Annotated in this window: 23 protein-coding genes; 7 read left to right on the top strand and 16 right to left on the bottom strand. The window is 66.0% G+C overall.

Annotation, left to right across the window (positions count from 1 at the left end; all coding sequences use genetic code 11):
* Positions 1–8: 8 nt before the first annotated feature.
* The 5 genes from AC1DEK_RS27020 to AC1DEK_RS27000 all read right to left on the bottom strand — a co-directional run bounded on the left by AC1DEK_RS27020 (position 9) and on the right by AC1DEK_RS27000 (position 5,789).
* A complete protein-coding gene (locus tag AC1DEK_RS27020) occupies positions 9–1,808 on the bottom strand; it encodes a feruloyl-CoA synthase (RefSeq protein ID WP_478128394.1) in 1,800 nt (599 codons plus the stop codon).
* 143 nt (positions 1,809–1,951) lie between these two features.
* On the bottom strand, positions 1,952–2,572 hold the full coding sequence (locus AC1DEK_RS27015; RefSeq protein ID WP_478128393.1) for a TetR/AcrR family transcriptional regulator: 621 nt from the start codon (positions 2,570–2,572) through the stop codon (positions 1,952–1,954).
* A gap of 80 nt (positions 2,573–2,652) precedes the next feature.
* Positions 2,653–2,937: a DUF2934 domain-containing protein gene (locus AC1DEK_RS27010; protein WP_478128392.1), complete on the bottom strand. Its 285-nt coding sequence runs from the start codon at positions 2,935–2,937 to the stop codon at positions 2,653–2,655.
* 165 nt (positions 2,938–3,102) lie between these two features.
* On the bottom strand, positions 3,103–5,187 hold the full coding sequence (locus AC1DEK_RS27005; protein ID WP_478128391.1) for an NAD(+) synthase: 2,085 nt from the start codon (positions 5,185–5,187) through the stop codon (positions 3,103–3,105).
* Complete coding sequence (locus AC1DEK_RS27000; protein ID WP_478128390.1) at positions 5,184–5,789, bottom strand: cysteine hydrolase family protein; 606 nt, start codon at positions 5,787–5,789, stop codon at positions 5,184–5,186. The genes AC1DEK_RS27005 and AC1DEK_RS27000 overlap by 4 nt, the downstream gene beginning before the upstream one ends.
* Positions 5,790–5,965: 176 nt before the next feature.
* Here AC1DEK_RS27000 and AC1DEK_RS26995 point away from each other — a divergent pair, with 176 nt between their 5' ends.
* Positions 5,966–6,346, top strand: a complete 381-nt coding sequence (locus tag AC1DEK_RS26995; protein WP_478128389.1) for a hypothetical protein — start codon at positions 5,966–5,968, stop codon at positions 6,344–6,346.
* A 40-nt stretch (positions 6,347–6,386) separates the two neighbouring features.
* The gene (locus AC1DEK_RS26990) at positions 6,387–6,608 is read left to right on the top strand and encodes a hypothetical protein (RefSeq protein WP_478128388.1); all 222 of its coding nucleotides are present in this window, start codon (positions 6,387–6,389) and stop codon (positions 6,606–6,608) included.
* Positions 6,609–6,612: 4 nt separating this feature from the next.
* Here AC1DEK_RS26990 and AC1DEK_RS26985 read toward each other — a convergent pair whose 3' ends face one another.
* Both AC1DEK_RS26985 and AC1DEK_RS26980 read right to left on the bottom strand, forming a co-directional pair.
* Positions 6,613–8,010, bottom strand: coding sequence for a sigma-54-dependent transcriptional regulator (locus tag AC1DEK_RS26985; protein ID WP_478128387.1), 1,398 nt, complete (start codon positions 8,008–8,010; stop codon positions 6,613–6,615).
* Between the two features lie 24 nt (positions 8,011–8,034).
* On the bottom strand, positions 8,035–8,472 hold the full coding sequence (locus tag AC1DEK_RS26980) for a histidine kinase dimerization/phospho-acceptor domain-containing protein (RefSeq protein WP_478128386.1): 438 nt from the start codon (positions 8,470–8,472) through the stop codon (positions 8,035–8,037).
* A 206-nt stretch (positions 8,473–8,678) separates the two neighbouring features.
* Between AC1DEK_RS26980 and AC1DEK_RS26975 the strand changes: the two genes are divergently transcribed.
* The gene (locus tag AC1DEK_RS26975; protein WP_478128385.1) at positions 8,679–8,948 is read left to right on the top strand and encodes a KGG domain-containing protein; all 270 of its coding nucleotides are present in this window, start codon (positions 8,679–8,681) and stop codon (positions 8,946–8,948) included.
* 4 nt (positions 8,949–8,952) lie between these two features.
* On the opposite strand, the gene AC1DEK_RS26970 is transcribed toward AC1DEK_RS26975, so the two are convergent.
* Genes AC1DEK_RS26970 through AC1DEK_RS26930 form a run of 9 tightly spaced genes read right to left on the bottom strand, consistent with a single transcriptional unit; the run spans position 8,953 to position 18,489 of the window.
* Positions 8,953–9,756 (bottom strand): TIGR04290 family methyltransferase, encoded by an 804-nt coding sequence (locus tag AC1DEK_RS26970; RefSeq protein ID WP_478128384.1) that lies wholly within the window; start codon positions 9,754–9,756, stop codon positions 8,953–8,955.
* Positions 9,753–10,844, bottom strand: coding sequence for a CgeB family protein (locus AC1DEK_RS26965; protein ID WP_478128383.1), 1,092 nt, complete (start codon positions 10,842–10,844; stop codon positions 9,753–9,755). Before AC1DEK_RS26965 ends, AC1DEK_RS26970 begins: the two co-directional genes overlap by 4 nt.
* Positions 10,841–11,950 (bottom strand): CgeB family protein, encoded by a 1,110-nt coding sequence (locus AC1DEK_RS26960; RefSeq protein ID WP_478128382.1) that lies wholly within the window; start codon positions 11,948–11,950, stop codon positions 10,841–10,843. The genes AC1DEK_RS26965 and AC1DEK_RS26960 overlap by 4 nt, the downstream gene beginning before the upstream one ends.
* Entirely contained in the window at positions 11,935–13,062 is a 1,128-nt protein-coding gene (locus AC1DEK_RS26955) for a CgeB family protein (protein WP_478128381.1), read from the bottom strand. The genes AC1DEK_RS26960 and AC1DEK_RS26955 overlap by 16 nt, the downstream gene beginning before the upstream one ends.
* A 1-nt stretch (position 13,063) precedes the next feature.
* A complete protein-coding gene (locus tag AC1DEK_RS26950) occupies positions 13,064–14,197 on the bottom strand; it encodes a glycosyltransferase family 4 protein (RefSeq protein ID WP_478128380.1) in 1,134 nt (377 codons plus the stop codon).
* Positions 14,187–15,248, bottom strand: coding sequence for a Gfo/Idh/MocA family protein (locus AC1DEK_RS26945; protein ID WP_478128379.1), 1,062 nt, complete (start codon positions 15,246–15,248; stop codon positions 14,187–14,189). The genes AC1DEK_RS26950 and AC1DEK_RS26945 overlap by 11 nt, the downstream gene beginning before the upstream one ends.
* Positions 15,249–15,257: 9 nt before the next feature.
* Positions 15,258–16,214, bottom strand: coding sequence for an MDR/zinc-dependent alcohol dehydrogenase-like family protein (locus tag AC1DEK_RS26940; RefSeq protein ID WP_478128378.1), 957 nt, complete (start codon positions 16,212–16,214; stop codon positions 15,258–15,260).
* Positions 16,199–17,362 (bottom strand): GDP-mannose 4,6-dehydratase, encoded by a 1,164-nt coding sequence (locus AC1DEK_RS26935; protein WP_478128377.1) that lies wholly within the window; start codon positions 17,360–17,362, stop codon positions 16,199–16,201. The genes AC1DEK_RS26940 and AC1DEK_RS26935 overlap by 16 nt, the downstream gene beginning before the upstream one ends.
* Positions 17,363–17,370: 8 nt before the next feature.
* On the bottom strand, positions 17,371–18,489 hold the full coding sequence (locus AC1DEK_RS26930; RefSeq protein ID WP_478128376.1) for an NAD-dependent epimerase/dehydratase family protein: 1,119 nt from the start codon (positions 18,487–18,489) through the stop codon (positions 17,371–17,373).
* A 300-nt stretch (positions 18,490–18,789) separates the two neighbouring features.
* Here AC1DEK_RS26930 and AC1DEK_RS26925 point away from each other — a divergent pair, with 300 nt between their 5' ends.
* The 4 genes from AC1DEK_RS26925 to AC1DEK_RS26910 are packed head-to-tail and all read left to right on the top strand — an operon-like array spanning position 18,790 to position 23,203.
* Positions 18,790–19,935 carry an inositol-3-phosphate synthase gene (locus AC1DEK_RS26925; protein ID WP_478128375.1) on the top strand — a complete coding sequence of 382 codons (1,146 nt, stop codon included), beginning with the start codon at positions 18,790–18,792 and terminating at the stop codon, positions 19,933–19,935.
* Complete coding sequence (locus AC1DEK_RS26920) at positions 19,932–20,885, top strand: glycoside hydrolase 5 family protein (protein WP_478128374.1); 954 nt, start codon at positions 19,932–19,934, stop codon at positions 20,883–20,885. The genes AC1DEK_RS26925 and AC1DEK_RS26920 overlap by 4 nt, the downstream gene beginning before the upstream one ends.
* 3 nt (positions 20,886–20,888) lie before the next feature.
* Entirely contained in the window at positions 20,889–21,431 is a 543-nt protein-coding gene (locus tag AC1DEK_RS26915; RefSeq protein WP_478128373.1) for a protein-tyrosine phosphatase family protein, read from the top strand.
* Positions 21,365–23,203, top strand: coding sequence for a hypothetical protein (locus AC1DEK_RS26910; RefSeq protein ID WP_478128372.1), 1,839 nt, complete (start codon positions 21,365–21,367; stop codon positions 23,201–23,203). The genes AC1DEK_RS26915 and AC1DEK_RS26910 overlap by 67 nt, the downstream gene beginning before the upstream one ends.
* Positions 23,204–23,217 lie beyond the last annotated feature (14 nt).

Raw genomic sequence — 23,217 nt, 5'->3', positions numbered from 1 at the left:
AATCGGAATCAAAGGACGACCACGCGCGGGTCGGATGGGTTGGAGTACAGAGCATCTACATCCGCTTCGCGCCTTTTAAGCACCACTCGCTGGTTGATGTAGCCCTTGTCTGTGATCTCGCCGGCGTCGATCGACGGCGCGTCTCCCAGCATCAGTACCCGGCCCGGACACTGGGAGCTGCCCGCGCCCGACGCACGCAAGGCTTGAAGTGCATCACGCACACGGTCTATGACCTTGGCACGATCACATTGCCGCCCTTGCGGGGACAGAAAGATCATGAGCCCCAGCTCTTCGCGGTCGTGCCCTGTCACCACTGCGTCGGCCACATACGGCGACATGGCACTGATGGCACGCAACCGAACCGTGCCCACCGAAACCCACGTGCCGCTGGTGAGCTTGAAGTCCTCCGCAACGCGTCCATCGAAGGCGATGCCTTTTGCCGGATCCGCCGGGTCCATTAGCTTGGCCGCGTCGCCTATGCAATAGAAGCCCTCGTCGTCGAACGCGGCAGCCGTGGTCTCCGGCGCGTTGCGATAGCCCGGAAACACTTGCGGTCCCTTGACGCGAAGTTCGAGCTTCTCGCCGTTGGGCACGAACTTCACTTGCGAGCCCGGAAGCGGCAGACCAATGCAGCCCGCGCGCTCTATCTGCCAATGCACAGAGGTAACCGCCGGCGACGTTTCCGTAGCACCCCAAGCGGAGGTGAACCAGATCGGCTCGTCCCGCACACTGTTGGCCACCTTCTGAAGCCGCTCCCAGGTACTCTGGGGCAAAGCGGCACCGGCGTAGAAGATGCCGTCCAGACGCTCGAAGACATCGCGTGCAGCCTGCTGATCCTTCTCCAGATATGGAAGCAGCATGTCGAACCCGCGCGGCACGTTGAAGTGGAAGTTGGGTCGAATCTCACGGAGATTGGCCAAGGTCTTCTCGATCAGCCCAGGCGCCGGACGGCCGTCGTCGATGTACAGCGCCCCGCCGTGCGCCAGCGCCATGTTGAAGTTATGGTTGGCGCCGAACGTGTGACTCCACGGTAACCATTCCACCAGCACCAGCGGCTCTCGTCCAAGGAAGGGCCACACCTGCGCAATCTGCTGCTGGTTGGCACACAGCATCTGATGCGTGTTGATGACGACCTTGGGTGCACCGGTCGAGCCGCTCGTGAGCAGGTACTTGGCCTCGGTCTGCGGCTTCACCGCGGTTGCGAGCCGCTCGACCATCGGCCCCTCCTTGGCTGCGGCCAGGGAGGCAAACGTCCGTGCATCGGGCAACTCCCTGGCATTGCGGCTGAAGTACAGCGGAGCGCTGCCGCGCCAATGCGCCAGCGCTTCGCTATACACTGCTGCATCTGCAGCGTACACAATACCGGGCTCGAGCATGTCGAGGATGCCGTGCAGCTTGCTCCAGTCACGTGTCATGCGGGTGTAGGCACTTGAGACCGTGCAGCTCACCCTGCCGATGTACATCGCCGCCAGCGACAGCAGCGCATGGTCAATGCCGTTCTCCGAAACGATCACCACGGGCCGGTGCGGCGGCATGTCCAATGCGCTGAGTCCTTGGGCAATGCGGCCGACCTGCGTCCTCACCTCCCGGTAGCTCAGGCGCAGCCACTCGCCATTGCTGTCCCGCTCAGCCAGGAAAACTGCCTCGGGGGTCGCCATGGCCCACTCGTCCAGCCAGTCTCCGATGCAGCGCGCATAGGGGCGCAACGGGTCGGCGCTGCGCAGAATGAAGCTGCCGTCGGCGCGATGTTCGCGAATTACTTGGGGCGACGCGAGCGATTCGCCGCTACGAAAGAGTGGAGTGCGCATGGCTACCTTAGGCTGACAAAGCGTGCGCACCGGGACTCGGCGGGCCGTCGCTTCCATACAGTTGTGTCTGGAAAGTTTAAAGCGTCCCGAATGTATGGTCGTCAGGGTTTCCCCGGCTGCGGGGAGGTGCGCGAGTCCAGCCGCTAGCGTTTAGCCAGCAGTGTTTCGGCCACGAAGATCTGGCGCCGTTGCTTGTCCTTTGCGGTCCCCTGATTGCGGAACAGGGATTCGGACTGCATGTAGCAATACAGCAGAAAGGCGCGAGATTTCGCGTCCTCGGCGGAAAATTCCAGCTCTGCAAAACACTCTTCCAGGTAGACCAGACGCTTGGCATCCACCGCATCCACTATCCTGCGCGCCATATCATCGCGGCGCGCCCAAGCGCGGATCGCCAATTCCACCGATGCCCCCTTGGCCGCCGCACGTCCATGGAAAGGCAATTCGACAAGCTCTCGGATCAAGTCATCTGCATGAACGCCCTGCTTGCGGTAGCGGGCAATGATTTGCTCGGTCTGCGCTTCCTGCCAGCTCAGCAGGACCCGGCTCAGCAGATCTTCCCGATCCTTGAAGTGCCAGTAAAAGCTGCCACGCGTCACTTCCATGATCTTCGCGATCACATCGACCCGGACCGCATCGATGCTGCGATGCATCAGCAGCTCCGTTGCAGCGCGGATCCAGTCGTCGGGCGTGAGTTGCGTGCGGTCCGGATTGGATGCACGAGCGGGCTTCTTTGGCGCGGCGCCGCCAGGCGATTTCGTGAGCATGCGAAATCATAATCTCGGCACTTGGTGCAGTGCCGTATCAACGGTTCGTTGCTGGCCGGCTGAAAGCAACTGGTGACCGATCACCCGCCCCGCGATCGATTCCGTTGCGCAAGATCACGCTCAGCCTCCAGCCAGTCCTCTTCCTCGTGGCCGGGCGTGAATCCTCTGCGCTCCGACCTCGCGTAGGCCGCTTCGCGTATGCGTGACTCGCGCTCAGGGTCCTGGCCTTCAGGAGCCTCCTGCTGTTGGCCAATCCTGGTGTCGTTCTGCTCCAGATCCTCGGCGCGGATCTGCGCTTCCGTCGGTTGTGAAAGCGGTGGAGGAACGGTTGCGCCCGGCGTGCTGCCGGCCTTCTTCAATGACATATGCTGACTCCGCTCCCGGCGAGGAACAGATGGCGGTCGCGCCGGTTTCGACCTTGGCTCCGACGTCGAAACTCCTTTTCGCAAGATGGCAGTCGCGTAGGAAGTTTTCTCATCCTGGGCAGCGAAGAAGATCCACGCCCCGCCCCGCCCCGCCCTGCCTTGCCTTCAGGCGCCGGGCGTTTCGTCCTCGGGAATCCGCTCCAGATCGGCAAGCCAGACAGCCGCTTCGCCGTCGCTCGGTGCGCGCCAATCGCCCCGCGGCGACAGTGAGCCGCCGGAGCCCACCTTGGGCGCGTTGGGCACGCACGAGCGCTTGAACTGGCTGGTCTTGAAGAAGCGATAGAGGAAGGTGCCCAGATGCTCGCGGATCTGTGCGAGCGAATAGGCGTTTCGCTCTCCCTGCAGGTCGTCAGGCCAATGGCCCTGCGCAGCGTCGTGCCACGCCGTGTAGGCGAGAAAGGCCACCTTGCTGGGGCGGAAGCCATATCGCACGGTGTAGTAGAGATGGAAGTCCTGCAACTCGTAAGGGCCGACGAAATCCTCGGTCTTCTGTCCCGGATGCTCATCCTCCTTCGACGAATCGCCGGGGACCAGCTCGGGACTGACCTCGGTTGCGAGGATGGCCCGCAGCACGTCGCTGCCCGCGGCGCCTACCTGACCGTTGTCGGCGACCCAGCGGACCAGGTGCTTGATGAGCGTCTTCGGCACGCTGGCGTTCACGTTGTAGTGCGACATGTGATCGCCCACGCCGTAGGTGCACCAGCCGAGCGCAAGCTCGCTCAGGTCGCCGGTGCCCACCACGATCGCCTGATGGAAATTCGCGAGCCTGAACAGATGGCTCGTGCGCTCGCCGGCCTGAACGTTCTCGAAGGTGATGTCGTATTGCGGCACTCCCTCCGCGAAAGGATGGCCCAGGTCCTTGAGCATCTGATTGCAGCTCGGCCGGATGTCCAGCTCGCTCGCGCTGCAGCCGATGGCCTCCATCAGCCGCAGAGCCTGGTCCTGCGTGCGTCGGCTCGTGGCAAATCCGGGCATCGTGTAGCCGAGGATGTCCGAGCGGGGGCGCTTCAGCCGGTCCATCGCCTGGGCGCACACCAGCAATGCATGGGTTGAATCCAGTCCGCCCGAGACACCGATCACCAGCTTGGAAATCGCTGCCGCCTCCAGGCGCTGCACCAGCGATTGCACCTGGATGTTGAAGACTTCCATGCAGCGCACGTCCCTGCTGCGCGCATCGGCAGGCACATAGGGGAAGCGCTCAAGCCTGCGTTGCAATCCCGGCTGCGACAGGGGCTGCCGCTGCTCGGCATCGAAATGCACCGTCCGCCATCCCTCCAGCGCCTGCTTGTGCCGCCGCGCGGAGACCCCGAACGAGTTCTGGCGCATGCGTTCGCGCGAGAGACGCTCGAGGTCAATGTCAGCCATGATGAAGTGCGAGCGGTTGCTGAATCGCTCGCTCTCGGCCAGCATGTCGCCGCTTTCGCAGATGAGGGCCTGGCCGTCCCATGCGAGATCGGTGGTCGACTCGCCAATGCCGGCCGACGAATAGAGATAGGCCGCCAGGCACCGCGCGGAGTGCAGGCTGACGAGCCGATGGCGATACTCCGACTTGCCGATGGTGATGTTCGACGCCGACAGGTTGACCAGCACCGTGGCGCCCGCCAGCGCGGCATAGCTCGACGGCGGTATCGGAACCCAGACGTCTTCGCAGATCTCCACATGCAGCTTCAGGAGCGGCGTCTGGCGGCACTCCAGCAGCAGATCGGTGCCGAAAGGCACCTGCGTACCGCACAGTGTGATCTCGCTTGCCAAGGCGCTGTCCGCCGCGCTGAACTGGCGGGCTTCGTAGAACTCGCCGTAGTTCGGCAGATAGGTCTTCGGCCACACGCCCAGCACGCGCCCACCCGACACTGCCGCCGCGCAGTTGTACAGGCGATGGTCGACCCGAAGCGGCAGGCCGACGATCGCCAGCCCCGCGAGTTCGGTCGACGCCGCGACCACCGTGGCGAGCGCGTCTTCGCAGGCGTCGAGCAAGGCCGCCTGGTGAAACAGGTCGTCGCAGGTATAGGCCGAGAGCCCCAGTTCAGGAAACGCGATGACAGCCGCGCCCTGCCGGCTCGCCTCCTGGTACATGGCCACGGTCTCGCTGGCATTGAACACCGGATCGGCAACGCGATTGCGCGGAACCGCCACTGCCAGGCGCACGAAGCCATGCGATCGCGGGTCGAGAAAGTCGGACAAGGTGGTCATGGCTCTGCCTCTGCGTCGAATCGAATGCGTGAGCCTGGCATCGTAGGCACCTGGTGGACTTCTTCAAACTGCCGGAGGACCGTGTTGTTGCGCGGCGTCGTCTGCGATGCCACGCAATCCCTGGGCACCACGACTTCCAACGAGCGCATTCGCGCCTCCATCGCCGTGCTCAGCACGCACTGGTCGCTCGCCACACCGGCGATGGCGATGCGGTGGACCTTCAGGAACTTCAGCAGGAGCTCCAGCGGCGTACCGAAGAAGGCCGAGTGGCTGGGCTTGAGGACGAAATAGTCGTCGCGGGCAGGCTCCAGTGCGCGGGTGATCTCGGCCGCGATGCCGCCGCGCTCCAGCGACTCTTGCACCAGCGTCGGGAAGTCGGATCGCCAGCGCCCGCGGTTGTCGTTGGCATAGATGACCGGCGTTCCGGTCTCCCGGCAGCGGGCCTTCAGCGCGGCAATGTTCGGGGCGATGCGCCGCGCGCCGCGCACCAGCTTGTCGCCATCCGGGAAGTCCCAGCAACTGATCATGTCGACCACCAGGAGCGCGGTGCCCCGGGGTGCGACGTCGGGCGCGATGGGAGCGGGTTGCGTTTTTTGCGGCATGGTGACGCAAATTAGCACCGGTCACGCGCGCCGCCTGTAGGCGCATCTCGCGGCTCGCTCGATCGGGCGGCACCGGCGCAGCCCTCGTCTTTTGCTGACACGCACTGCCGCAGACAACGCACATCGCAGGGGCCCTGAAGGTTCGAACTTGGCCTGAAGCAGCAGGGGAAAAAAACATGCATATTGGTATTGAAAAAGGCATCGTCGCCATGGCCGTGAGTGCCCTGATCTGCGGCGTGAGTGCACCGGTCGCTGCGCAACCCACCGGCAACCCCAAGGGAAGCATGGCGCCCTCCGTCCAGGGCGAAAGCGGCAAGAAGCCCGCCACGCGTGCAACACCGGGGGGCTCCGGGGAGTCCGCGGACTCCGGGGACAAGGGCGGTTCGGTGTCGTCGGGCGAGACCGTCACACCCGACTCGCCCAAAGCGCGCAGCGGCAATCTCCGGACGCCCGGCATCGGGACGACGGGCGGGCTCTCCGGGCATCACCCGGGAGATCAGCCGTCGACCGGACCCACGCAGACCGACCAGGCCCCCAAGCCGAAGCCGAAGCCATGAACAACATTGAACATCGAAACATTGAATGTGCGAGGACATCATGAACACGCCAGAGTCCAGCAATCAGGAATCCGGGCAGACCGTCCAGACAGCGAATCCCGAGTCGACCATGTCCCCGGGAGACGAGGCGCCTCCGGGCACGCCGTCCACCGGAGAAGGCCTCTGCCGCGTCTGTGGCGGTTCGGGGCGCGACCCCGAACGCCGCGTGTGCGAGGCGTGCGGCGGTACCGGCAAGGTGACTGTCGGCATTGGCGGCGCCTGAGGCGCTAAGTCCCGTATTCCTTCAGCCGGTTGTAGAGCGTCTTCATGCTGATGCCGAGGACCGCGGCGGTCCTCTCCTTGTGCCTTCCGCAGTGCTCGAAGGTCGCCAGGATCACCTGTCGCTCGATGTCGGAAAGGTTCGTCCCCAGCGGAATCGAAAGCTGGGCGCCGTTGCGGCCGCTGCCGTTGCGAGCCCACTCGCCCCCGTGATCCACCAGCGGCGGCTCGCTCGCGAAGTCCGCCTTGTCGGTCCCTGAAGGCAGCCATTCCTCGTCGATTTCTTCATCGACGGCCATGACCCAAGCGCGTTGCACCACGTTGCGCAACTCGCGGACATTGCCCGGCCATGAATACTCTGCAAGGCGCGCCAGCGCACGCGGCGTGAAGTGCTTGGAGAGCCGCTCCTGCGCGCTCAATTCAGCCAGGAATCCATTGGCCAGCATGCGAACGTCGCCATTGCGCTCCCGAAGCGGCGGCATGGTGATCGGGAACACATTCAGCCGGTAGAAAAGATCCTCGCGCAGCACACCGCGCGCCACCGATTCGAGCGCGTTCCGGTTGGTCGCCGCGATGATCCGCACGTCCGTCTGGCGCACGTCGGTGGACCCGACGCGCATGAAGGTCGCCGTCTCCAGCACGCGCAGCAACTTGACCTGCAGCGACGGCGACATCTCCGTGACCTCGTCGAGAAACAGCGTGCCCCCGGACGCTCGCTCGAAGAAGCCCTGATGCTGCCGATCGGCGCCGGTGAAGCTCCCGCGTTCGTGGCCGAAGATTTCGCTTTCGATGAGGTTCGGCGACAGCGCGCCGCAGTTGACCGCCAGGAAAGGCTGCTCCCTGCGCCGGCTCAGGTCGTGCACGGCGCGAGCGGCCAGTTCCTTTCCGGTGCCGCTTTCGCCATGAATGAACACGGTGACCGCCGTGCCCGCCACGCGCGAGATCTGCGAATAGACCCGCTGCATCGCGGCGGATTCGCCAATCAGCCGACCGAACCTGCCGGTCTCGCGCCACTGCTCGGTGACTTCCTGCAGCTCCGCGCGCAACCGCGACGGCCGGATCAGGCGCGACAGAAGCCCTTTCAGATGGGCGGGGCTGACGGGCTTGACCACGTAGTCGGCCGCGCCGAGCCGCAGCGCCTTGACCGAGGTTTCGACGCTCGCATTGCCCGTCATGAGCACCACCTCGGTGTCGCCGAGCAGGTCCTCGTGCTGCAGCAGCTCGAAGCCGTTGCCGTCCGGCAGATGCAGGTCGAGCAGCAGAAGATCCGCCGGCTGCATCGCCAACAGCCGGCAGGCCGATTCGATCGTGCTCGCGCTCGCGACGGTATGGCCCTCGCGAACGATCAAGGCGCTGATCATGCGTGCCGAATCTTCGTCGTCTTCGACTATGACGGTGTGTCCCACGTGCGCTCCCTAAATCTGCAAGGCTCAAGCTGCAGAACGGCTGCTGCCTTTTCCGCGCGAGCCTACGGCCCCGCGAGCGCCGCGGCCGACATCGGGCGCCGCCAGTTCGTGTGAGAGGTCGTGCAACTCATCTGTCAGTGAATGAAGGCGTGCGATCTGACGCTCCAGCACGGTCATCGCTTCCTGGTAGATCTCCGAGTCCGCCGGCTCGGTGCGCAGAAGCTCCACTGCGGTGGCAAGGCTGCCGAGCGGCGTGCGGAAGTCGTGGTCCAGCTTCTCCAGGCGCTTTCGGGTCTCCTGCACGTCTTGTACCCCGTCGCCAGCCGGCCAGCGCCGGCAGACCGCGAGCGTTGCGCCAGCCACCAAGGCGGCCACGAGCCACAGGACGCCGCGGTCCTCGGCGCGGGATTCACAGACTGCGTCGTCGTTGTTCGTCCTGTTCATGCGGTTCACGCGGTTCATGCGAAAAGCTCCTGCTTCTTGTCGGCCCGACAGCAAAATTTGCCGCATTCATTGCCCAAAGCGCTGCCCACAGCCGCCGCCCACGCGGCCCGCAATGCGGTTCTCCCTCGCAGGCTGCTCTTGTCCCGCCTCTGGCATGGACGTTGCGAAGCGCACGGAAACGCCCATTCAATTCCGGTACGCCGCACCCTGCAAGAGGCAAATCCATGAGCACCCATCCATCGCCCGAAGAAACCTTGTCGCCTCCCCGCGCGCGCCGCGGATTTGCCGCCATGGACCCTCAGCGGCTTCGCGAAATCGCGAGAGCGGGTGGCCGGGCGGCACACGAGAAAGGATCCGCGCATCGATTCGATGCCCAGGAGGCAAGATTGGCCGGGCTGAAGAGCCGTGCGCTGGCGGCCGCGGCCGCAGCCGCCGCTGCGGACCTGGCACGCACCGCCGATGGAGCCGAACCCGCGGAACACGCCGCCGGATAGGCGCTTATCGTTTCGGCCGTTCGGCCGAGCCGCTGACGCGCTGCATCGCGCCGGTCAAACCCGTCACGGCGGCGAATTGCGGCGCGTACAAGGGCGTGCGCGGCGAATTCGCCGGCTCGCACAGATAGATCTCGTGCCCCGGACGCGCGGTCACGCGCAGGCCAGCCGAACGCAGCATTGCCTCCACGGCGGCATGGTTGGGAACCCACCAGTTGGTCGGATCGCCCGCAAGGCTGTTCTCGATGAAAGCCATCTTGGGCCAGCCCGGCTCCAGCAGCGGCGAACGGTCCTCGATCGAACAATCTCCGGTCTGCGTGGACACCGATTCGCCGGGCATCGTCAGCGTCTGGAAAACCATGTGCCGCTTCGTGCGCTGCGCCAGAAGATCGAGCACCAGCAGCGGGTAGCGCAGGTGGTAGAAAACCCCCATGAACCAGACCAGATCGAAAGTCTCTTCGAACCTGGCGAATTCGTAGACCTCCATCTGCCTGAATTCCACCTGATGCTGCAGCTCAAGCACGTTGGCGGCCCACTTCGCCTGTGCAAGGTAGTGCTCATCGGAATCGATCCCAAGCACCCACGCGCCGCGCCGCGCCAGCTCGAAGCTGTAGAAGCCTGCGTTGCAGCCGACGTCGAGCACGCGCCACCCGGCCAGGTCCCGGGGAAGGAAGGGCTCGATCTGCTGCCACTTGAAATTCGGAAAGTCGCCGCCCAGGAAGTGATTCGGCGAGGTTTGCACCCCTCCAGGCAGATGAAGGTTGTGAAACCACGGCCCGAGCGCTTCGGCCTGCTCAAGCAGGGACTTCATGCCGCCGCCCCCTCTTGAAGCGCCATGACGTAGCCTTCGAGCTCGGCCGCACGATGGGCCGCCGTGTGATGCGCGAGCACCCGCGCGCGGGCAACGAGGCCGGCGGCGATGCGTTCGTGCTCCGGCAAGTCATGAAGCAGATGCAGCACTTCTTCAGGCGAATCGGCGAGGAAGATTTCGCGTCCGGGCGTCAACAGTGTTTCGATGCCTTCCCAGCGGTCGCTGATGATCGGAACCCCACAGGCGGCCGCTTCGAAGATGCGCACGCTCGGCGACCAGCCCGCCGCGATCATGTCCGAGCGCGTCACGTTGAGCGTGAAGCGCTGGCGGCTGTAGAAGGCGCGGTGCGCCGCTGGTGGCAGGTGCGCGGTGTAGGTCACGTTCGCGGGCCATTGAATGCTCTCGGGGTATTGCGGGCCCGCGACCGTGAACCGGCCGAAACTCCAGCGCCGCGCCGGTTCCAGCAGCAGCCGGTCGAGGGTGGGCTGCCGGTCGTCGCTGTAGGTGCCCATGTAGCCGAGGTCCCAATCCTGCGCAACGTTCTCCGGGTAGTAGAGCTCCGGGTCGACGGAGCAATACAGCACGCGCGCAGCCGGCGAACCGTATTCGCGCTCCAGGCGCTCCTGGGTAGGCCCACCGGTGAATGACAGGTACATGTCGTAGCCCGGAATCTGGCGCGCGGCCAGGTAGGCTGTGTCGCCGACGGCAAGCTTCGCGAGCGTGACGGGCGTGTCGATGTCGTAGAAGGCCGTGAGGCCGTCGGCCTGCGACTGCACCCAATCGCCGACTTCGACTCCGTCAGGCACATACGAGCCGACGATCACGAGGTCGGCATCGCCCACTGCCCGTGCATGCACACGGCGCAGTTCATCGAGATCGCTGTAGAGCGCAAGCCGCCCGTGGCGCGCCTTCGGCTGGTCGCGGTTCTGCGCATACCAGGGGACGTCGCGCTCCAGGAAAAGCACGTCGTGCCCGCGCCGCACGAGTTCGCGCACGAGGCCGCGGTAAGTCGTCGCATGACCGTTGCCCCACGAAGACGTGATCGACAGGCCGAGGATGACGATGCGCAAGGTCGGGCGATCCATCATGCGGCCTCTCGTACCGGCCGAGCGGCTTGCCGGCCTTCCAGCAGCGCTTCGACCTGCGCGGCGCGGTGGGCGTAGGTGTGCTCCGCCAGCACGCGGCGGCGTGCCGCCCAGCCGATGCGCCGCGCCATGTCGGCGTCCAGCGATCGCACGTGCGCGGCCACCTCCGCGCCATCGCGCGCGACCAGCACCTCGCTGCCGGGTTGCAGGAAACAGTCGATGCCTTCCCAGTCGTCCGTGATCAGGCAGGCAGCTGCGCCTGCCGCCTCGAAGACACGCGTAGCGGGCGAAAACCCGAAGCGGGCCATGCTGTCGCGGCTCACGTTGAGCACGGCCTTGGGCGTTCCGTTGAACGCGTTGTGGTCCGCGGTGTAGACGTGCCCGATGTAGTCGACGTTGGGCGGCACCGCCTTGTCCTCCCAGCCGCTGCCTCCGAGGATGCAGCGGCGACCAACGAGTTCGGCAGCCGCTGCGAGGAAGAAGCGGTCGACGCGTTCCTCGCGGTCCGGCAGCCGGTTGCCGAGGAACGCGAGTTCGCACATGAAGCGCGGATCGGGCTCGGTCGGATGATGCGTCGAGGGGTCGAGCGCGTTGTAGATCGGGACGCACTGCCGTGCGCCGAGGGCCTCGTAGGCAGCCACGACCGGATTGCCGCCGCCGTAGGTCAGCACGAGGTCGTAGCGCGGCACCAGCGCGCGAAACGGGTCGCTTGCATCGCTCTGCAGGCGCTCCAGCGTGGCCGGCGCGTCGACGTCCCAGAACACGGCCAGCGTCGATGGGCCCTGCAGGTCGAGCACGGCCTCTTCCAGCAAGGCGTCGAACACGCCGACGCCGCTGGCCTTGATCACCAAATCGCAATCGCGCGCCGATTCGACACAGCGCAGTGCCGCGCGCTCGTCGTCGCCCGGGTAGACGATCACCTTGGCCCAGTCGGGGTCCGGCATGTCGCGATGCTGCTGCCGTCCGTACGCGTCGGGCTCGAAGAAGCGCACGCGATGTCCCCGTGCCGCCAACGCACGCACCATGCCCCGGTAGTAGGTGGCGGCGCCGTTCCAGTAGGCTGAAACGAGACTCGAACCGAAGAAGGCGATGTTCAGCTTCGAATGCATGCGGGGCTCCGTTGAGGTTGCGGGGAATCCAGTTCGTCATGGATGGCGAGCAGCTCATCGACGCGGTGCGCGCAGGTATGGCGCGCAAGCACGGTGGCGCGGCCGTGGGCGGCCATGCCGCGCGCGAGATCCGGTTCGTTCAGCAGCATGCGCAGGTGGCGCTGCATCTCGGCGCCATCACGCGCGAACAGGAAGTCCTCCCCGGCGGTGAACAGCGCCTCGGTGTCGTCCCATGGCGCCGACACCAGCGGGATGCCGCAGGCCAGAGCCTCGAAGACGCGAATGGTCGGGATGCCCGGCAGCGCCCGCACGTAAGGACGGCGAGGCACATGCACCGTCACGCGAAAACGCGCGAACACTTTCGGGACCTCGTGGTTGGGCAGCCAGTCGCCGTAGTCGATGCCTGCCTCGCCGAGCCGGTCCAGCGCATGGGCCGGATAGCGCACGCCGTGAATGCGTGTGCGCAAGCCGAGCTTGCGGACCGGCTCCAGGAGGAACTCGCTCAGTTCCGCCTCGCGCTCGTCGTCGCCCCAGTTGCCGATCCAGACGAGATCGCCTTCGTTCCGTTCGTCGGAGAGAGGCCGGAACCGCCGGGCGTCCGCCGCTTCGTGCCAGGTCCACGCCCGCCGCGACCAGCCGTGGCTCCGATACAGGTCGCGGATCACATTGCCGAAGGCGAGAACGCCGTCATAGTGCTCGAGCGCGTACGCGGCCATGCTCTGCGCGTCCGTCGCCGATCGATGGTGGGTGTCGTGAAAAAGCAGCCTGTAGTGGTTGTTGCGGCGACGGTGCTCGCCGATGCGGCGGACCAGAAGATGGCTGTTCCATTCATGGACGAGCACGAGGTCCGCGCCGTCCAATGCGGCGTCGAGATCGAGGCTCTCCAGCGCATAGGTCTTGCTGCGCAGTTCAGGGTAGGCGCGCGCGAAGGCCTCCAGCGGTGCGCGGCCGTGAGACGCTTCGAGCTGCAAACGGCTCCACGCATCTTGCGGCTCGTAGAAGACGATCGAGTGCCCACGGGCGATGAGCTCGCTGCCGATCCCGCGCAGGAAATGCGCGTTGCCGTGGTTCCAGTCGGAAACCAGCGAATGACAGAAGACCACCACGCGCATGTCAGCCCTCCGCATGCGATATGGCATTGACGGCGCCCGCATCGCCCGCATCGCCATGAGCGCGGCGGTACGCGTCGAAATAGGCCCGCACCATGCCTTCGGGCCCATAGCGCAAGGCACGCGCGCGCGCCAGCCGGCCGCGGTGCATGCGCCAGGATGGCTCCGCGATCAGCCGGCGCAGCGTCAAGCGAAGCTTGTCGTGGTCATCGGGCTCCACGTACAGCGCCGCGTCGCCCCACACTTCGCGCAGGCTCTCCAGGTCGCCCAGCACGAGTGCACAGCCTGCGAGCCCTGCCTCCAGTGCGCTCTGCCCGAAGGGCTCGTAGCGCGCGGGCAGCGCGTAGATGGCCGCGCGCGCCAGCTCGGCAGCCAGGCTCTTCGGCGACAGTTCACCCAGCTTGACGACACCGCTCGGCTCGACCGCGTGGCCACCTGGTGCCGCCGCGGATCCGGCGACGCGAATCGGCCACGGCAGGTGCGGCGCGACCGCCTCCAGCGCCTGGATGTTCTTGGCGGCGTCCCATAGCCTGCCGGCGAACAGAATCACTTCTTCCTTGGGGCCGGGCGAAAAAGTCGGCACGCTGCGGCCGTTGGGCAACACCACGCCGCCGCCCCAATAGCCATAGTTCGTGGCGAGCGAATTCAGCATGGCCAGCGTGGGCGCGCCGACGAGGTCCGCCCCATGGAGCCCGCGCCTGACTTCATGCCGGTAGCGCGTCCACAGCGCCGGTGCGGGCTGGTCGTGCACGGCGCGCCACCACGAGAGCACGCACGAATGCGCGACCAGCAACTTGGGCGCCACGAAGGGCAGCGCACCGAAGGCAAACTGATTGAGATGAACGACGTCCGGCTGCAGCGCACGTTCGAGCCGCAGCAGCCAATCGCCAGCCTCTCGCACATCAGCCCACGGGTTCTCCATCCATTCGAGCCGATAGCTGCTTTCGTAGACGGTGGTCGTGGGCAATTGCATGACCGCTTCGCGCTGCGACGGCAGCAAGGGTGCGCCCATCGTCGCAAGCGCGACGCGCACCCCGCGACGGCCCAGCGCACGCGCGAGTTCCAAGGCGTGCGTCCAGACGCCCCCGACGCTGTCGGTAGTCATCAGCACTGTCCGGATGCGAACGTCATCGGCCATAGACGGCATCCAGGACGCGCGCGACCTCCCCCACGCTTCGGATTTCGGGGTCGAAGCCCTCGCCGCCGGCGAGCCGGCGAACCCACTCCAGTGCAGCGCGGCCGCCCCAGTCGTCCGGCGGCGCCGCAAGCACTGTGCTGCGGGTGCCGTCGAAGCGCTCGGCCACGAAGTCGAGAAACGATCCGCCGACATTGCGCATTGCCAGGCCGCCACGCGTGCCGTGGAAGTGCGCCTCGATGACGGCGTCGCGCCCGACCGACAGGTTCCACGAGCAGGCCAGCCTCACAGCCACGAACCCATCAGGGCCGCTGTGGAGGTTGAACTGCACGATGGCGTGGTCTTCCACCACCTCGGGGCGCGGGCCGAGCCGCCGGCCGCCGGCAAAGAGCTGCGCGGCGACGTCACTCACCTCCCAGGCGCCGAGCGTCCACAAGGCGAGATCGACCAGATGCGTGCCGAGATCGATCACGCAACCGCCGCCGGAGAGCTTTGGATCGCGGAACCAGGCTTTGTCCGGCCCATAGGCGTTGTGGAAGACAAGGTCGATGGCGTAGACGTCGCCGATCTCGCCTTCCCGCACAGCGGCGCGTATGCCTCGCATCGCGCTGGTGTGGCGGTACGAAAGATCGACGCCCAGCAGCCGGTTCGACCGCCGTGCCGCCGCAATGACCTTCTGCGCTTCTGCCGCCGTGCGAGCCAGCGGCTTCTGGCAGAAAACGGCGACGCCTTTCGCCAACGCAGCCTCGGCTTGCCCCGCATGCAGCGCGCTCGGAGTGGCGATCACCACGCCATCGAGTTCGAGGTCCAGCAGTGCTTCGAGGCTCTCGCAGGTGGCGGCGTCCGGCGCCAGGGCCAGCGTGTGCGTGCGCAATGCCGTGTCGGGGTCTGCCACGGCAACGATGTCCGCAACGTCCGCATCGGCGATGGCGCGCAGGCGATTGCGGCCGATCCATCCGACGCCAAGAAAGCCGAGCCTCGGCCGGCGCGTGGTGGCAGCGGGCTTCGCGTCCGAGCCGGCCGGCACGCGCAGTTGCTTGATCTGTTCGCTCATCGCAGCTCCTCAGCCGGTCGTGACGACGGCCTTGAGGAAGCCGTCGGGCCGGTCGCGTGTCATGGCGAGGGCGCTGCCCAATTCATCGAGGCCCACACGATGCGTGATGAGCGGCAAGGTGTCGAACACGCCCGAGCACAGCATGTCCACGGCGCCGCGGATGCCCACGATCGCGCGCGCGGGGTCACGCTCGTGCGCATTGATGACATCGATGCCCCGCCAGTTCCAGAGCTGCATGTTCACCTGTCTTGTTCCGTCCTGGTGATAGCCGGCAATCACCAGCCGTCCGCCTTCGGCGGTGAGTTCGCCTGCCAGATCGAGCGGCGCCTGCAGCCCGACGGCTTCGATCACGCGCTCGCACAAATGCCCATCGGTGAGGCGCTTGACCTGTTCGATGACGCGCCAGTGGTCGTTCATCTCGACGGCTTCTTGCGCGCCGCAGGCCCTCGCGATGTCCAGCGCAAAGGGCCTTCGGGAGATGGCGATCACGCGTGCACCCGCGCTGGAGGCCATTCGCGTGAGCAATGCGCCGAGAAAGCCGATGCCGACGATCGCGACCGTCTGTCCGGCGGCAATGCCGCTGCGCCGGAAGATGTTGAAGGCGCAACCCAGCGGCTCACCGGGCACCGGCATGCCGTCGAGCATGGGCGGCAGCGGGACCACGGCGCTTGCATCGGCCACGTCGTACTCGGCGTGGGCGCAGTAGCTGAGCGCGGCCACGCGCTGGCCGACGCGCACTTGGGTGACGCCCTCCCCGCATGCCTCCACGCGGCCCCAGCCCTCGTGACCCGGCGCGCCCGCGGCCTGCGGGTACTGAAACCATTCCCGGCCTTCCCAGAGCGGAATGCTCGATGCGCAAACGCCCGAACCTTCGAGCCGCAGAAGGACCTGGCCTGGACCGGGCTCAGGCCGTGGCACGTGCTTGAGCAGTACGTGGCCCGGCGAGGCGATCACGCCCGCAAGCACTTGGCATCTCCCTCGGCGACCAGGGACTTCCCCGCGGGAGCCGAGACGGACGTTCGCCGCATCTCGCGCAGCCATGCGTAGAGTCGCTCGATGCCGTGGTCGGCACTCGTCTGCGGACGCCAGCCCGTCGCCCGCTGGAAGCGCCGGGTGTCCGAGACGTAGTAGCGCTGGTCGCCCACTCGCCAGGCATCGAAGTCCACCTTCGGCCGCGTGCCGTCGATCGCCTCGATGCGATCGAGCAGGTCCAGCAAGCTGATGACGTTGTCCACCCCGCCGCCCATGTTGAAAGCCTGTCCCGAAAGCCGCTCCATATGCTCGTCGGCAAGAACCATCGCGTTCACCAGGTCGTCCACGTGCAGGATGTCTCGCACCTGCCTGCCGTCGCCGAAGATCGTGATCGGCTCGCGCCGCAATGCGCGCAGCAGGAAGTGGGCGACCCAGCCCTGGTCTTCCGTGCCGAACTGCCGCTGGCCGTAAATGCAGCTCATCCGGAACACCACGGTCCGCAGGCCGAAGCTGCGCGCATAGTCGTGAACGTACTGGTCCGCCGTTCCCTTCGAGCATCCGTAGGGGCTATGGAAATCGAGCGGCCTGTCTTCCGAAATGCCATGCGCCAGCGTCTCGGGTGAAGCCGGCGCGTAGCGTTGCCCGCTCAACTCCAGGGCCACGTCGTCGAGGCCACCGTAGACCTTGTTCGTCGACGTCAGCACGATCGAAGGCGCGCGGGGCTGAGCACGCGCGGCTTCCAGCACATTGAGCGTTCCCAGCGCATTGACCCCGAAGTCTTCCATCGGGTCGACGAGGCTGGTGGTCACAGCGACCTGCGCAGCGAAATGAAAAATCCGCCGCGCCCTGCCCACGGCCCATCGCACCGCTTCGGCGTCGCGCACGTCTTCGACCATCACCGAAAGGCGCTCGCCATGTTGCTGCCTGAGCCATTCGAGGTTGGCCTCAACGCCGGGCCTCGAAAGGTTGTCATAGACCAGCACCGTCCTGCGCTCGCTCATCAGGCGATGCGCCAGGTTGGAGCCGATGAACCCGGCGCCGCCGGTGATGAGCGTGAGGTCTTCATCGCGGCCGAAGCGGATGGATTGCGCCTTGCGCGGTCCTGCCGCGTGGTTGCCGTTCACGCCATGCGTTCGGGTCACGCGACTCGTCATAGCGCCAACCCCCGGGCGGTGAGTTCGTCACGAGCCCGAACGACGTGGTCCACCGCCGCCTGGCCCTCGAGCCATGCCGCCAACTCCGACAAGCCTTCCTGCAGATCGACCTGTGGCTCATAGCCCAGGACTTCGCGTGCACGGCGGATGTCGGCGTAGCAATGGCGGATGTCTCCCACACGGTACTTGCCGGTCACCTCGGGATGCACCTGCTCCTTGCCCACGACCTCCGCCAGCCGACGGGCGATCTCCACGACCGAGCTCGGCTTGCCGCTGCCCACGTTGAAGACCTCGCCCGCTGCTGCAGGCGTTTCAAGCGCAAGCCTGCAGGCGCGCGCGATGTCATACACGCTCACGAAGTCGCGCTGCTGCTGGCCGTCTTCGAAGATCAGCGGCGGACTGTCGTTGAGCAGGCGCGACGCGAAGATCGCCAGCACGCCCGTGTAGGGATTCGACAGTGCCTGGCGCGGCCCATAGGCGTTAAAGAATCGCAAGCCGACCGTCTTGAAGCCGAAGGCCCGGCCGATCATCAGGCACATGCGTTCCTGATCGAACTTCGACAGCGCATACACGGAGGCAAGTGCCGGCGGCTTGTCTTCAGGCGTCGGCGCAGGTGACAGCACATGCCCTTCGGCGTCGTGCAGTTCCCAGTCGCCGCGGCGCAGTTGATCGAACGAGCGCTCCCCCACCACGCGGACCTCGCCTTCGCGCGTGCGATAGAGCCCTTCGCCATAGACACTCATGCTCGAAGCCACCAGCAGTTGAGCGACGGGGCGCTCGATCAGCGCCTCGAGCAGCACCGCAGTCCCGAGGTTGTTGGCGCGCGTGTAGTGCGCGACCTGGTACATGCTTTGGCCGACCCCCACCGCCGAGGCGAAGTGATAGACCGCGTCGACGCCTTCGAGCGCCTTGCGGACGAGCGCCGGGTCGCACACGTCACCTTGCATCAACTCGACTTCCGGGTCCAGGTAGCTCGGACGTCGAGGGCGCTCGCCATGCACTTGCGACGCGAGCGTGTCCAGCGCGCGAACGCGATAACCGTGCGAGAGGAGTTCGTCCGCGACGTGCGAGCCGATGAAGCCGGCGCCGCCGGTGATGAGTACGTGCTGTGCCATGAGACCCTTTCTTCGTGTTTCTTCGTTGTTCGTTCGTTGCTTCGTCGTTGCTTCTTGCGTTGTTCTGGTCGCGTTGCGCGATGGATCAAAGTTGCTGCATTCGAAATCCAGCGCTTTGTACGAGCGCGCCGATCGAGGCGTAGGAAGAAAACGCGGTTACGTCACGGCTGAGTTGGTTTCGCCTTAAACAAGCAACTTTCCTGAGGCGCTTCGAAACCAACGGCTGTAGATTTGGTTTCGTCGCGCTCCGCGACACTGCTGCTTTGACACAGCGGCGATCGAACAACAAAGGGTTCAGCCATGAAGAAGGTTCGGGTTGCCATCGTCGGCGTGGGCAACTGCGCTTGCTCGCTCGTGCAGGGCGTGACGTTCTATCAAGGTGCCGCAGGCGATTTCGTGCCCGGCTTGATGCACGTCGATCTCGCGGGCTATCACGCGGGCGCCATTGAATTCAGCGCGGCCTTCGACGTGAGCGCGCACAAGGTGGGCCGCGATCTCGGCGAAGCGATCTTCGCGCCGCCCAACAACACGATCCGCTTTGCCGACGTTGCGCGGATCGGCGTGGACGTGAAACGCGGAGCCACCCATGACGGCATCGGCCGCTATCTCAAGGGCGTGGTCCCCATCGCGCGCCGCCCCGCAGTGGACGTGGCTGAAGTCCTGAGGAAGACGCGGACGGATGTCGTCGTCTCCTATCTGCCAGTGGGCTCGGAGAAGGCAGCGCGCTGGTATGCGCAACAGGCGCTCGACGCCGGCTGCGCCTTCGTGAACTGCATGCCGGTGTTCATCGCGTCGGATCCTGTCTGGCAGCGGCGCTTTGCGGATCGCGGATTGCCGGTCATTGGCGACGACATCAAGTCGCAGGTCGGCGCGACCATCGTGCATCGCATCCTCACCGATCTTTTTCGCAAGCGCGGAGTTCGGCTGGATCGCACCTATCAGCTCAACTTTGGCGGCAACACCGATTTCCTCAACATGCTGGAGCGCGAGCGCCTCGAATCCAAGAAGATCTCGAAGACGCAGGCCGTCACCAGCCAGCTCGGCAATCCGATGAAGGCTGCGGACGTGCACGTGGGTCCGAGCGACCACGTGCCCTGGCTCGAAGATCGCAAGTGGTGCTACATCCGCATGGAGGGCACGACCTTCGGCAACGTCCCGCTGCAGTGCGAAGTCAAGCTGGAGGTGTGGGACTCGCCCAACTCGGCGGGCGTGGTGATCGATGCCATCCGCTGCGCCAAGCTGGCAAAGGATCGCGGCATCGGCGGGCCGGTGCTGGCGCCTTCGAGCTACTTCATGAAGTCGCCGCCGCAGCAGTTCACCGATGACGAAGCGCGCGAGCTGGTGGAAGCCTTCATCAGGGGCGATGCCGAAGCGATGGGGCCGCCTGAACCTCGCCCTGCGCCAGCCGTTAACGTGGCGGTCGACCCCTCGGAGCAGCGGAAATGATCGAAGCCGTCAAGTTCTGGAACGAGCCCAACAATAAATCGCACTGGGATCTGGAGCTCGATCCCGAGTGGACGCAGTTCGGCTGCATGGCGCGAGAGGCAGCCATGGCGGTGCGCTCGGAGAACCCCGAGATGGTCCGCGTCCTGGGCGGCATCTCGCCGATCGATCCGCACTTCATCGAGCGGTTGCGCAACGATGGCGTTCTCGATCTCATGGATGCGGTGGCTGTTCACGGCTTTCCGCTGGATTGGAACAACTGGCAGATCGATGAATGGCCCTCGCGCATCGCCGAGATCGAAGCTGTCGCGAACATGCCGGTGTGGGTCACCGAAGTGGGGGTTTCGAGCTTCGGCGCCGAGGAAGTGCAGGTGTTCGGCCTCTCGCGTTCGGCGGAACTGCTGATCGGCCGCGTCCCGCGTGTTCACTGGTATTCGCTCTACGATCTTCCGAAGGCGTGGCCCGCGACCACCCGGCATCGTGAGGCCGAAGGGTCGAGCTACTACCGGCATTTCCACATGGGCCTGTTGCGCGAGGACGGCACGCCCAAGCTCGCCTGCCGCCTCTTCAGCGACTATGCGCCCGCCCTCGGCATCTGCCAGTGGTTTCACTTCGAGGATCCGCGCATCGAAGACGCCGTCCTTTGGCTGCGTCAGCTCGGCGTTCGCCATTTGCGCACCGGCTTGAGCTGGGCCGACAGCTTTCGCCCGGACGCCGATCGATGGTTCGACCGGCAGATGCGGCTGCTGGAGCCCTTCGACGTCACGCTCACCTTCTGCTTCACGCCGGAGCATCGCGGCAAGGCACCGCATCACACGAGCCCGCCGCTGGATGTTGGCGAGTACGCCGAGTTCTGCGCACGCATGGTGCGCCGCTATGCGCCGGGCAGCTTCGCGCGCACCCCCCTGCCGGCGCGTGTCGATCCGGCGGTTTCCGTTCGTTCGATGGCATGAGCCATGACGCGCGTTGCGCAATGGAAGCCCACCTTCAGCTGGATCACCGACCAGCTGGCGGTCGGCGGCAGCTTCGATCATCGGCACGTCGACAGGCTCGCCGGTGAACACGGCATCGAGGCCGTCGTCGACCTGCGTCTGGAAGCCAGGGACGACGAGCATCTGCTGCGCAGCCATGGCATCGTGTTGCTGCATCTGCCGACCGAGGACACGTGCGCGATCGAATCCACGCATCTCGCGCACGGCGTGCGGTTCGCGACGCAATGGATGGACGCGGGGCGCCGCGTACTGATTCATTGCGAGCACGGCATCGGCCGTTCGGCAACGCTCGCGCTCTGCGTGCTGGTCGCCCATGGCGCGACGCCCCTGGATGCGCTTGCCCTCGCGAAGAAGCGCCGCGCGGTCATCTCGCCTTCCCCTGCGCAGTTCGAGTGCTGGGTTCGGTGGCTCGAGGACTATCGCCGCGGCCGAGTCGTGGCGTGGTCGATCCCGACCTTCGAGGCTTTCGAGCGCATCGCCTATCGGTCCTTTCCTTCGGCGGAGTGATGCTGGTCTACGGCGATGCCGTACAGCGGGAGCCCGCGACCACGGCGCTCGCGCGGCTTCGGCTCGCCATGCGGCAAGTCGATACGACGGCACCCGGACTGGAGCGCCATGGCCGGCTCACGGGTTTGCTCATCGATGCCGGCATGCTCGCGCAGGGCTTCGCCGATGCGCATTTCGAGCGCTCCGGCGTCGACGCCGCGGGCGTCGAGGAAGTGACGGCGATGCGCCTGGTGATGGCCCTGGCGCACTGTTGCGCCGTGTCGTGGAACTGCAGCTTTGCGCAAACCGCGACGCTGCCGTGGCTCGAGCTTCGCGCCTGCGACCACGCGGCAAGGGACCAATGGCTCGAGATGCGCACGCCGGAGGGCTACGCCTTCTATGCGCTCTATCCGGAGAGCTATCTGCAGGCGGCGTTGCGCTGCCGAGCTTCAGTCTCGGACCCTGCGGCGCCGTGGCGCGTGATCGGCCTCCGCAGCATCGGCACCAGCCTGTCGGCGATGGTCGCGATCGCACTCGGTGCGCCGCTGCCGCTGACGTTGCGGCCGACCGGCCCGCCGTTCGAGCGCCGCATCGAAGCCGAAGCTCCTGCGCGCCTTCCCGGCGGATGCCGCTTTGCGATTGTCGATGAGGGGCCGGGCCTTTCAGGCTCTTCGATGGCGGCGGCGATCCGATGGCTAACGGGCGCGGGCCCGAGAGTTCGGCCGGACCAGCTTCATCTCTTTCCGAGCCACGGCAACGGACCCGGCGCCCATGCGAGCGATGAGGTGCGTCGGCTTTGGGCGCAGGCGCCCCAGTGGGTTTCGGGCTTCGACGCCTCGGTGCTGGAGGCAGGCGATCCGGCCCATCGGTTGTCGAACTGGATTGCGCAAGCACTGGGGCCGCTCGATGAACCGCTGCAAGACATCGGCAATGGCGCGTGGCGCAAGCTGCAGCCGACGGCCGCCTCGCGACCGCCCTCGCATCCATGGCAGGAGCGCCGCAAATACCTGGCGCATGCGTCGGGGCGGCGATGGCTGGCCAAGTTCGTCGGCCTCGGCCGGCGCGGTGTGCATGCGTTCGAACGTGCGAGTGCGCTCGCCGCAGCGGGCTTCTGTCCCGAGCCGGTGGCCTTCTGTCACGGCTTTCTCGTCGAGCGCTGGCGCGACGACATGCGGCCGCTGCCGCCGCAGTTGGCCCCGCCATTGCGCTCGCGGTTTGTCGCGCACCTGAGTGCCTATCTTGCTTATCGCGCCCTGCGTTTCCCGGCTCCGAGCGGCCGTGGCGCTTCGCTGGTTCAATTGCAAGCCATGGCGCGCCACAACACGCAAGAGGCCCTCGGAGCCACGGCGGCCACGGCCTGGCAAGCCAGGGAGTCTCTTGCTGCCTCGCTCCAGGCGCGTGTGATGCCGATCGAGACCGACAGCCGTTTGCATGCATGGGAGTGGCTGATGCAGGAAGACCGCTTTCTCAAGACAGATGCCGTCGACCACCACGCGGCGCACGATCTGGTCGGTTGCCAGGATGTCGCGTGGGACATTGCGGGCGCGACTGTGGAGTTGTCGCTGTCCGACAAAGAAGAGCTGACGCTGATCGGGCAGCTGCGTGCGGCAGGCGTTCGCCTGGACGAGGACCTCCTTCGATTTCTCAAGCCGTGCTATCTGGCATTTCAGATGGGCTACTTCCGGATGGCGCTCGACGACTCACGGGAAGCCGATGACCGGCCACCGCTCGAAGCCGCGCGGGCGCGCTACGAAGCTGGGTTGACGCGGTGGATTGCCAAGGGGGCGCTCTGACGGGGCTCGAAGCC

It is taken from the genome of Variovorax sp. 10N420 (assembly GCF_056394705.1).
The sequence above is the reverse complement of the archived record's forward strand: the minus strand, read 5'-3'. Positions and strand labels throughout refer to the sequence as shown.